The 11,847-nt window shown below is 33.9% G+C and carries 9 protein-coding genes; 5 read left to right on the top strand and 4 right to left on the bottom strand.

Annotation, left to right across the window (positions count from 1 at the left end; translation table 11 throughout):
* From B3J44_RS02155 to lgt, 5 genes are all read left to right on the top strand, one after another.
* Positions 1–729: pyridoxal phosphate-dependent aminotransferase (locus tag B3J44_RS02155; protein ID WP_286965410.1), on the top strand; the 729-nt coding region annotated here is incomplete at its 5' end.
* A 204-nt stretch (positions 730–933) separates the two neighbouring features.
* Positions 934–1,605, top strand: coding sequence for a GTP cyclohydrolase I FolE (gene folE / locus B3J44_RS02150; RefSeq protein ID WP_198856898.1), 672 nt, complete (start codon positions 934–936; stop codon positions 1,603–1,605).
* A gap of 120 nt (positions 1,606–1,725) precedes the next feature.
* On the top strand, positions 1,726–3,207 hold the full coding sequence (cysS, locus tag B3J44_RS02145) for a cysteine--tRNA ligase (protein WP_286965407.1): 1,482 nt from the start codon (positions 1,726–1,728) through the stop codon (positions 3,205–3,207).
* Between the two features lie 83 nt (positions 3,208–3,290).
* Positions 3,291–3,539, top strand: a complete 249-nt coding sequence (yidD, locus tag B3J44_RS02140) for a membrane protein insertion efficiency factor YidD (RefSeq protein ID WP_286965404.1) — start codon at positions 3,291–3,293, stop codon at positions 3,537–3,539.
* 63 nt (positions 3,540–3,602) lie between these two features.
* Positions 3,603–4,535 carry a prolipoprotein diacylglyceryl transferase gene (gene lgt, locus B3J44_RS02135; RefSeq protein ID WP_286965401.1) on the top strand — a complete coding sequence of 311 codons (933 nt, stop codon included), beginning with the start codon at positions 3,603–3,605 and terminating at the stop codon, positions 4,533–4,535.
* A gap of 54 nt (positions 4,536–4,589) precedes the next feature.
* Here lgt and B3J44_RS02130 read toward each other — a convergent pair whose 3' ends face one another.
* The 4 genes from B3J44_RS02130 to gyrB all read right to left on the bottom strand — a co-directional run bounded on the left by B3J44_RS02130 (position 4,590) and on the right by gyrB (position 11,490).
* Positions 4,590–5,201, bottom strand: a complete 612-nt coding sequence (locus tag B3J44_RS02130) for an acyloxyacyl hydrolase (protein WP_286965399.1) — start codon at positions 5,199–5,201, stop codon at positions 4,590–4,592.
* 83 nt (positions 5,202–5,284) lie between these two features.
* Positions 5,285–8,275 carry a protein translocase subunit SecDF gene (secDF, locus tag B3J44_RS02125; RefSeq protein WP_286965397.1) on the bottom strand — a complete coding sequence of 997 codons (2,991 nt, stop codon included), beginning with the start codon at positions 8,273–8,275 and terminating at the stop codon, positions 5,285–5,287.
* Positions 8,276–8,500: 225 nt separating this feature from the next.
* Positions 8,501–9,436 (bottom strand): malate dehydrogenase, encoded by a 936-nt coding sequence (mdh, locus tag B3J44_RS02120; protein WP_177210401.1) that lies wholly within the window; start codon positions 9,434–9,436, stop codon positions 8,501–8,503.
* Positions 9,437–9,549: 113 nt separating this feature from the next.
* Positions 9,550–11,490, bottom strand: a complete 1,941-nt coding sequence (gyrB, locus tag B3J44_RS02115; RefSeq protein ID WP_198856892.1) for a DNA topoisomerase (ATP-hydrolyzing) subunit B — start codon at positions 11,488–11,490, stop codon at positions 9,550–9,552.
* Positions 11,491–11,847 lie beyond the last annotated feature (357 nt).

Here is an 11,847-nt window from a genome sequence, read left to right as displayed (position 1 = left end):
GAAAAATTAATAACACCAAAAACAAAAGCCATTCTGATTTGCAACCCTGGAAATCCGACTGGATATTTATATTCTGAAACAGAAATTAAACAGCTTGCCAGCTTAATTAAAAAACATGATTTATACTTAATCGCTGATGAAGTGTATCGTGAATTTTTATACGATGGCGACGATGTGCATTTCTCTGTAATGAATCTAGAAGACGTACAGCAAAACGTAATCATGGTCGATTCTGTTTCTAAACGTTACAGTATGTGCGGAGCAAGAATTGGCTGTTTGGTGACTAAAAACAAAGATGTTTTGGCAACAGTAATGAAGTTTGCTCAAGCACGTTTAAGTCCACCAACTATTGAACAGATTGCTTGTGAAGCTGCAATAGACACACCTCAAAGTTATTTTGACGAAGTAATTGGCGAATACAAAGAACGCCGAAACACTTTAATCGCTGAATTAAATAAAATTGATGGTGTTATTGTAACTAAACCAAAAGGTGCCTTTTATTGCATTGCAGAACTTCCTATAGAAGATTCAGACGATTTTGCACAATGGCTACTTGAAAGTTATAACTTAAACGGCGAAACGGTAATGATTGCTCCAGCCAAAGGTTTTTATTCTACACCTGGAATGGGACTAAATCAAGTTCGTATTGCCTATGTTTTAAACAAAAAAGATTTGATAACAGCCGTAAACATTTTAAAGGAGGCTTTATTAGTTTACAACAACAGATAATCAATTCATTATAATACACTTTAAAAAGACAATAACGTTTTTCGTTATTGTCTTTTTTATTTTTAATAATAGTATTTATCTTCAAATTTTAAATTATATCCAAAAAGCAGAAATTAAATCCTAAAAACCATAGAATAGGTTTCCTATTTATTAATTATCTTTACCGCCTTAAAAAGATATACCACATTATAATAGTAGTTCTTAATGATAAATAACGAAGATTTTTTAGACGAAATAGGTGACAGTCACTTCAGCAGTAATGCAAAAAACCCTTTAAGAGAGGATGCTTTTGACATCACTGATGAAGAAAAAATAGAAAAAATTAAAAAAGATGTCGAAAGCATTCTACAAACATTAGGAATGGATTTGACAGATGACAGCATTAAAGGAACTCCAAACCGAGTTGCAAAAATGTTTGTAAAAGAAATTTTTGGTGGTCTTAACCCAGCAAAACAGCCAAAAGCTTCTACTTTTGACAATAATTACAAATATGGCGAAATGCTTGTAGAAAAAAACATTACAGTTTATTCTACTTGCGAGCATCACTTACTGCCAATTATCGGGCGTGCTCACGTTGCTTATATCTCAAGCGGACGCGTGATTGGTTTATCAAAAATGAACCGTATTGTTGAGTATTATGCAAAAAGACCTCAAGTACAAGAGCGTCTAACTATGCAGATTGTTCAAGAACTTCAAAAAGCTTTAGGAACAGAAGATGTTGCTTGCGTAATCGACGCAAAACACCTTTGTGTAAACTCTCGCGGAATTAAAGATATCGAAAGCAGCACAGTAACTTCTGAGTTCGGCGGAAAATTCAAAGACGCTCAAACAAAAAGAGAATTCTTAGATTATATCAAACTAGACACTCAGTTCTAGTTTAATCGCTAAATTGTTAATTTGTTTAATCGATTAAACAAATTAACAATTACACAAAAAATATTATCTTTCACAAGAATAAATCCTTACTAAAAGATTAAACGGTTAAACATAAATTTTATGCCATTATATACAACACAACCACTAAAAATATACAATTCACTTTCGGGTGAAAAAGAAGATTTCAAACCAATCCATGAAGGAAACGTTGGAATGTATGTTTGTGGACCTACCGTATATAGTAATGTCCATTTAGGAAACGTGAGAACTTTTATGTCTTTTGATGTAATTTTTAGATATTTTCTTCATTTGGATTATAAAGTTCGTTATGTTCGAAATATTACCGATGTTGGACATATCGTAGACGATGTGGATGAAGGTGAAGATAAAATTGCCAAAAAAGCACGTTTAGAACAATTGGAACCAATGGAAGTAGTACAACGCTACACTGTTGACTTTCACAACATTCTAAAAGCCTTCAATTTTTTACCTCCAAGTATCGAGCCTACAGCAACAGGACACATTATTGAGCAAATTGAAATTATTAAAAAAATAATCGATAAAGGCATTGCATATGTTGCTAATGGTTCAGTATATTTTGATGTTGTAAAATATAACGAAACCAATAATTACGGTATCTTAAGCGGTAGAAATATCGACGATATGTTAGCTAACACCCGTGATCTTGACGGACAGTCAGACAAGAGAAATCCGCAGGATTTTGCCTTATGGAAAAAAGCAGAACCAGAACATATCATGAGATGGCCTTCTCCTTGGAGCGATGGTTTCCCAGGATGGCATCTAGAATGTACAGCAATGAGCACCAAATATCTTGGTAATCATTTTGACATTCACGGAGGCGGAATGGATTTAAAATTCCCTCACCACGAATGTGAAATCGCTCAAAATGAAGCTTGTACTGGTCAAGCTCCAGTAAATTACTGGATGCATGCCAATATGCTTACCTTAAACGGAAAGAAAATGGCAAAATCGACTGGAAATAACATTCTTCCAGGGGAGATTCTTAGCGGAGACAATAACATCTTAAGCAAACCATTTTCGGCTTCAGTAACTCGTTTTTTCATGCTTCAAGCACACTATAGAAGTATTTTAGATTTCTCTGATGATGCCATTGTTGCTGCTGAAAAAGGATACAAAAGACTAATGGAAGCACTTGATGCTTTGCCAAATATTACTGCAGGAAATTCTAGCTCAATAGATTTCGCAGCTTGGAAACAGCTTTGCTACGATGCAATGAATGATGATTTCAACACGCCAATTTTAATTGCACAATTGTTTGAAGCTGTTCGTTACATCAACCTATTAAAAGATGGCAAAGAAACTATTTCTGCGCATGATTTAGCTGATTTTAAAACAGCGGTAAATGCTTTTGTATATGACGTTTTAGGCCTTAACGACGACAAGGCTGCAGATGGTGATAGCGATAAACTAGATGGTGTTGTAAATATGCTTATCGAAATGAGGAACCAAGCCAGAGCAGATAAAAACTTTGCACTTTCTGACCAGATTCGCGATCAGTTAATTGCATTAGGAATTCAGCTTAAAGACGGAAAAGAAGGAACTACTTTTAGCATTCAATAAGAATATTTATTTTTGGATGTAACATAATTCTTTTTAGGACAACAAATAAAAGTGTTTGAAAATCGAATCATTATTATTAAAAAATGCTATCCAAAATTCTAATATATCCATTTGTATTGTTAGTCCGTTTTTATCAGACTGCTATTTCGCCGTTTACGCCAGCTGCCTGCAGATTTGAGCCGACTTGTTCGACTTACATGATTCAAGCGCTGCAAATTCATGGATTGTTCTATGGCGGTTTTTTAGGCATTAAACGCATCTTAAGCTGTCATCCTTGGGGAAGAAGCGGTTACGATCCTGTTCCTGAAAAGAAATGCGACCACAAACATTAACCTTTTAGAAAGCGGCACTTTACATTAAATATTTATTTTTACAGCTATATAAAACATTTATACATGACACACGCCTTAAATTTAGTTTGGAATCCTTCTGAGGGAATCAACTTAGGATTTTTTATGATTCGCTATTACAGCTTAATGTTTGTAATTGCTTTTGGTTTAGGATGGTTCCTAATGAAAAAGATTTTCGAAAGAGAAAACGAATCGATTGAAAAACTAGATTCTTTATTTGTTTGGACAGTTCTTTCAACTTTAATTGGAGCGCGTTTAGGTCATGTCTTCTTTTACGATTGGGAATATTTTAGAAATCACATTTTAGAAATTTTCCTTCCGTTTAAATTCGAACCTGAATTTCAATTTACAGGTTTCCAAGGATTAGCAAGTCATGGAGCTGCAATTGCGATTATTATTGCAATGTATTACTACAGCAAAAAAATACTAAAACGTTCTTTACTATGGATCTTAGACCGCGTTGTAATACCTGTTGCAAGTGGTGCTATTTTTGTACGTTTAGGAAATTTCTTTAATTCTGAAATTATAGGTCACGAAACTTCATCTGCTTTCGGAATCCGTTTTCTTCACGATACATTTAGCAAAGCCGAAGCAGTACAAAAAACCGGAATTGCAGACCCAAAAGAAGCTTACAATGCAATTGCAACAGATCCAAAATTTGCAACATTATTAGCAGAAGTTCCTTCAAGACATCCTACACAATTATATGAAGCATTCTGTTATGTTTTTGTATTTGCTATTTTATTCTTTTTATACTGGAGAACAAACGCAAGACTTAAATCTGGCCTTTTATTCGGATTATTTTTAGTGCTTTTATTTGTTGTTCGTTTCGTTGTAGAATTTGTAAAAGAAAGCCAAGGCGGTTTCGAAAGTGAATTAGGCTTATTCTCTACAGGACAATGGCTAAGTATACCTTTTATCATTATAGGGCTTTTCTTTATCATTAGAGCGCAAAGAAATCCTTTAGCAGAGTCATAAATTTTCAATATAAATAAAGAATGCCCAATACCTCACGTATTGGGCATTTTCTTTTTATAGCTGACAGGAAATACCAAATTCGATATTCTTTGTATTATATCCTGCATTACTGTTTCCTAATCCAGCATTAGAAACATGTCTTACACTGGGACGAATATCAAACTTAAATTTATCATAGCTTACAGTAAAGCCAACTGCTAAAACATCGGCAAAAGCAAAACCTTTAGACATTCGCTCGGTTTCTGTATCTGTAATCATCGGACCAATACTTCCCAAAACATAAAGCGAATACGTTTTACCAATAGGTTTACGCACTAAAAAACCACAATTAAGCACATATTCGTGAATATCTTTTAATCGTGTAAATTCGTCTCTTTTTTGCTGATAATTGGGCGCATCAGGTTTAACAAAATAAAAGTTCAATAATTGATGTTCAGCAAAATTAATCTCAGGCTGAACTAAAATCTGATATTGAAAGTGCTTTGTTTCTTTTAATCTATAATATAGCTGAACTTTGTAAAATTGATTGGTAAACGTATAGTTTCTATTACTAAATTCACTTCCAAAACCATAATTAAAACCTAAGGAAAAATTTGATTCATCTTTCTGTGCGGTCATTTCTATAGCCATAAAAAACAATAAGACTAAAAGTAATTTTCTTGCCATAAATCATTCTAAAATTCTTTTAAATATAGCACAAAAAAAAGATCCAGCTTTCGCCGGATCTTTTCATATAATTAGAGCAATAATTATGCTTTATTATGTTTGTCTTCGATTGTGTGTTTCTCATCACTAGAAATCGTATCAACCAATACTGGCGTAGCGATAAATAATGAAGAGTAAGTACCCACAATAATACCGATTAACATTGCGAAGATAAATCCTCTGATAGACTCTCCACCGAAGATAAACATCGTTAATAATACGATGATCATCATTAATGAAGTATTCAATGTTCTAGATAATGTAGTATTAATAGAAGCGTTTACGATATCTTCGAAACTACCTTTACGGTTTCCGATGATAAACTCTCTCACCCTATCAAATACAATTACCGTATCGTTCATAGAGTAACCAATTACCGTTAGAATCGCAGCGATAAAGTGCTGATCCATTTCCATGTGGAATGGCATGAATTTGTAACATAATGAATAAATTCCTAATACAAAGATTACGTCGTGAGCAACAGCTGCAATCGCACCTAAAGAATATTGCCATTTACGGAAAGATACCATTAAGTATAAGAAAATAACTGCCATTGCACCAAGAACCGCCCAGTAAGAGTTAGTTTTAATATCCTCTGAGATAGAAGCACCAACTTTAGAAGCTTGTAAAACACCAACTCTCTTACCATCAAATGAGTTGATGAATTTATCGTAAGTTGTATTTGGGAAGTATTTCTGTAATCCAGCATATAATTTCTGATTTACTTCTTCATCAATTGCTACACCGTCTTCTTTAATTTTATATTTAGTAGTGATTTTCAATTGATCATCATCGCCTAAAATTTTAGCTTCAACAGGAGTACCGAAAGCAGCAGATAATTCATCTGAAACTGCAGTTGCATCAACTGGTTTTTCGAATTTAACTTGGAAAGTTCTTCCTCCAACAAAATCAACACCTTCATCTAATCCGTTAACGAAGAAGATAGAAACTAAACTTACTACTGTTACAATAGAAGAGAAGATATAAGTGAATTTCTTAACTTTAATAAAGTCAAAGTGGAAGTTTGTAAACCAGTTTTTAGTAATATTTGTACAGAAAGTTAAATCAGCTTTTCCAGCGATATTTCTGTCAATAAAGATTCTAGCAATAAAGATTGATGTAAACAATGAAGTTACGATACCAATTAATAATGTTAATGCGAAACCTTTAATAGGACCTGTTCCGAAAATAAATAAGATCGCTCCAGTTAAAACGTGAGTAACGTTTGCATCAATAATAGAACGCATTGCGCCATGCCATCCGTAAGAAGCTTGAACAGCTTCAGAAAGAGATTTTCCTTCACGTAATTCTTCTTTCGCTCTTTCGTAGATAATAATGTTCGCATCTACCGCAGTACCTAATGTTAACACGATACCTGCAATACCTGGTAATGTCAATACAAAACCAAAACTTGCCATAATTCCGAATAAGAATAGTAAGTTTAATAATAATGCAAGGTTTGCATACCAACCAGCTTTACCGTAATAGAATACCATCCAAACACAAACTAATAAGAAACCTAACACAGAAGAAATTGTACCTGCATCAATAGCCGCTTGTCCTAAAGATGGACCTACAACAGTTGACTGAATAATATCTGCAGAAGCTGGTAATTTACCTGCATTTAATACGTTAGCTAAATCTTTAGTTTCAGCTACATCAAATGAACCTGTAATCTCAGATCTTCCTCCAGCAATAGGACCGCTTGTTACACCTGGAGCAGAATATACGATATCATCTAATACAATAGCAATGTAACTTTTTTGAGCAAATGCTCTTCCTGTCAATTCTTCCCAAACTTTAGCACCTTGGCTGTTCATTTGCATAGAAACTGCTGGTTTACCCATTTGGTCAAAAGTATCTTTTGCATCAGTTACAACACCACCGCTCATTGCTGGAGTATTGTCTCTGTTTCCTTTTAAAGCGTATAATTCTACAACTTCAACATCAGCTGCGCTTTTTACATCTTTAGCTTTTGGATCTTTTATAGTTGTTGGCTTACTCCATACAAATTTTGCATAGTGTTGGTCAGCAGCCAATAATACTCTAATTTCTGGTCTTTTGAAATAATCATTGATAGCAGCTGTATCTTTAGGAGCAAAATAACCTAAAACTGGCCCACCACCATTACTAACTATTTTATCAAATAAAGGATTGTTTCCTTTTTTAACATCTGAAGAATCTTTAGCATCTGTTAATAATGCATTTAATGAATCTTTAGCAACTGTTTTAGTTTCAGTCTTTTTAACTTCAGTTTTCTTTAAAGCTTCGTTTGCTGATACTAAGAAATTACCAATTTCTTCAATTTTATAAGTTTCCCAAAACTCTAATTGAGCTTTTCCACCTAATAATTTTTTAATTCTATCAACATCCTTAGCACCTGGAAGCTCTACTAAGATTCTTCCTGTTTCTCCTAATTTCTGGATGTTTGGTTGTGTAACACCAAATTTGTCGATACGCTCTCTTAATACTTTAAAAGCACTTTCTACAGACTCATCAACTTTTCTTTTGATAACTTTTTGAACCTGCGCATCAGACATTTGAAAATCTACACCACCATCACCTTGAAGGCTTCTGTTAGCGAAAATATCTGGAGATGCTAATTTCACAGATCCTTTTGAATTTGCTTCAAAAGCTTCAAAAAACTTATTTAAATACGTTTTGTTTCCTTCTAAATTTGCAGATGCATCAGCTAATGATTTATTAAAAACTGGATTTTTAGAATTATTAGCCAAACCTTTTAATACATCTTTAATAGAAATTTGAAGAATTACGTTGATTCCTCCTTCTAAGTCAAGACCTTTATTAAGCTGTTTATTTTTCACTTCATTGTAAGTGAAATCAGTAAAACCAAGATTTAATACTTTTTCTTTACCAATAGAATCTAAATATTTCAGCTCCTTATCAGGATTATCTCCTGCAAAAGCTTTGGCTTCACTTTTGACACCATTTGCCACAAAAGTGAATGATAGTTGGTAAATACTTACCAATGCAAATAGAATTGCGAAAAATTTAATAAGTCCTTTATTCTGCATTATTACTAAAAATTAATTATGTTTTATTTTTGTTTTTGTTTTAAAGTCCCATAAAATAAGCCCTGACATGATTTTTTAAAACAAAAATACGAGATCACGAATTACCAATTTTTTTTTAAACCGAGCAAATATATAATTAACGAAAATATTAACCAATTTATTTATTAATTAATCTCAAAAAAAAAGCTGCAAAAGTGCAGCTTCTTTTCTTTTTTGCCGTTTTTATTATACTAAAATCGTTTTTAGGGCATCATTCATACTACGAACTGCATCTGCACTTTTCGCAAATAAAGCCTTTTCCTGATCGTTTAAGTTTATATCTAGAATTTCTTCTACTCCATTTTTACCAATTATACAAGGCACTCCAATACATATATCATTTTGACCATATTCTCCTTCTACAAAAACAGAACAAGCAATCATTTTCTTTTGATCATTCAAAATACTATCAACTAAATATGCCACAGAAGCTCCTGGTGCGTACCAAGCAGAAGTCCCTAGAAGACCTGTAAGCGTCGCTCCTCCTACCATTGTATCTGCAGCAACTTTTTGCAATACTTCTTCTGAAAGAAACTGCGATACCGGAATACCGTTGTAAGAAGCTAAACGTGTTAACGGAATCATAGTAGTATCTCCATGACCTCCAATTACCATTGCCGAAATATCATTTGCTGGTTTGTCTAAAGCTAATGAAAGGTACGTTCTAAAACGAGAACTATCTAAAGCTCCACCCATACCTATAATTCTGTTTTTTGGAAGACCTGTAGCTTTTAAAGCCAAATACGTCATGGTATCCATCGGATTGGAAACTACAACAATAATCGTATTAGGAGAATACTTTAGCACATTCTCAGCAACTGTTTTCACAATTCCCGCATTGATACCAATTAATTCTTCTCTCGTCATTCCCGGTTTTCTCGGAATTCCTGATGTAATTACTACTACATCGCTTCCTGCAGTTTTAGAATAATCGTTGGTAACGCCAGATACTTTAGTATTAAAACCAGTATTTGTCGCACATTGTGTAATATCCAATGCTTTACCTTCGGCAAAACCTTCTTTAATATCCAACAATACTACTTCGCTAGCAATTCCTCTATAAGAAATAACATCTGCACATGTAGCCCCAACATTTCCTGCTCCTACAATGGTAACTTTCATATTTTTTACTTTATCGGTTATTAATTTATTTGTCTATTCTTTAAAAAGACAATTCGTTTAATTGTCTAGTAAATTTAAACAATTAAACGAATTGAAATTATTAATTTTTCATTTTATGCGTCAATATTTGCATAAACTGCATTTTTCTCGATAAACTCTCTACGAGGTGGTACTTCATCACCCATTAACATAGAGAAAACTTGATCAGCTTCTGCTAGACTATCAATATTTACTTGACGTAAAGTTCTGAAATTCGGATCCATTGTAGTTTCCCATAATTGCTCCGCGTTCATCTCTCCAAGACCTTTATAACGCTGAATATTGGCACTTCCTCCCATTCTTTCGTTGGCTTGATCACGCTGAACATCATTCCAAGCATATTCTTTCTTGTTTCCTTTTTTAACTAAGTACAAAGGTGGTGCTGCAATGTAAACGTGACCTTCTTCGATAAGCTCTTTCATGAAACGGAAGAAGAACGTCAATATTAAGGTAGAAATGTGACTACCATCGACATCGGCATCACACATGATGATTACCTTGTGATATCTTAGTTTTTCAAGATTTAATGCTTTACTATCTTCTGCAGTTCCTACTGTTACTCCTAAAGCTGTAAAGATATTTCTAATCTCTTCGTTTTCGAATACTTTATGATGCATCGCTTTTTCAACGTTCAAGATTTTACCACGTAATGGTAAAATCGCTTGAAAGTTACGATCACGTCCTTGTTTTGCTGTTCCACCAGCCGAATCTCCCTCGACAAGGTAAACCTCACATCTTGCTGGATCTTGCTCAGAGCAATCAGATAATTTACCTGGCAATCCGCCACCGCCCATAACGGTTTTACGCTGTACCATTTCACGCGCTTTTTTCGCTGCGTGACGAGCCTGAGCTGCTAGGATTACTTTTTGGATAATTAATTTCGCATCATTTGGATTTTCTTCCAAATAATTTTCTAACATTTCTCCAACAGCTTGAGAAACTGGAGAAACTACCTCTCTATTTCCAAGTTTAGTTTTTGTCTGACCTTCGAATTGTGGTTCAGCTACTTTTACCGAAATAATCGCTGTTAATCCTTCACGGAAGTCATCTCCAGCAATTTCGAATTTTAATTTATCTAATAAACCAGAAGCATCAGCATATTTTTTAAGCGTTCTTGTCAAACCACTTCTAAAACCCTGCAAGTGCGTTCCTCCTTCGTGCGTATTGATATTATTTACGTAAGAAAAAATGTTCTCTGTATAACTTGTATTGTAAATTAAGGCAACCTCAACTGGGATTTCACCTTTATCATTATCCATACTGATAACATGAGAAACAATTGGCTCACGGTTACCATCTAAGTAACGAATGTATTCTTTAAGACCTTCCTGAGAATGGAAAACTTCACTTCTAAATTCGCCTTTTTCATCTACTTCTCTCTTATCTGTAAACGTGATTGTAATTCCTTTATTCAAAAAAGAAAGTTCACGCATACGCGCTGAAAGTGTATCATATGAAAACTCAGTAGTCTGAGTAAAGATTGTATCATCTGGATAAAAAGTCTGGCGCGTACCTCTTTTATCTGTTTCTCCAATTTGTTTTACTGGATATAATGATTTTCCTCTTTCATACTCTTGCTCATAGATTTTTCCTTCTCTAAAAACAGTCGATTTCATATGAACCGAAAGTGCATTTACTACAGAAACCCCAACACCGTGAAGTCCTCCAGAAACTTTATAAGAGTCTTTATCAAATTTACCTCCGGCACCAATTTTAGTCATTACAACCTCAAGTGCAGAAACTCCTTCTTTTTTATGTAAATCAACAGGAATACCACGACCGTTATCTTCAACTGTTACCGAACCATCTTCGTTTATTGCGACACTAATAGTATCACAATGTCCTCCCATCGCCTCATCAATAGAGTTATCAACAACCTCGTAAACCAAATGGTGTAGTCCTCGAACCCCTACATCACCAATATACATCGACGGACGCATTCTTACGTGCTCCATCCCTTCTAATGCCTGAATACTATCTGCTGAATAATTGTTCTTCTTGATTTCTTCGCTCATATAATTTATTCTAAAAAATGTAATTAATGTCTAACACGCAAATATATAAAAACGCGAGCTATATACCCAGTAAATTACGACTTAAAGCACTTAAGTTATCAACACAATTGTCTGAAAAACTAAAAAATAAACCCAAAAATGAATTTAAATTCAATTTTTTTGAAAATTCCAAAATTTTAAATACCAAATTCCAATTTTGAAAATCTCAAACTCCAAATCCCAAATCTCAAATACCGAATCAAAATTTTAAAATTTGCCTAACACATTAAAATTAAAAAACCGAAATACATTTAATGCATTTCGGTTTTCTATAACGGAATCCAACTTGGAATTTGGAATTTAAAAATTTTGGAATTT

This window comes from Flavobacterium sp. UBA4854 (assembly GCF_002399805.1).
In the GTDB taxonomy this organism is placed as follows: domain Bacteria; phylum Bacteroidota; class Bacteroidia; order Flavobacteriales; family Flavobacteriaceae; genus Flavobacterium; species Flavobacterium ginsengisoli.
The sequence above is the reverse complement of the archived record's forward strand: the minus strand, read 5'-3'. Positions and strand labels throughout refer to the sequence as shown.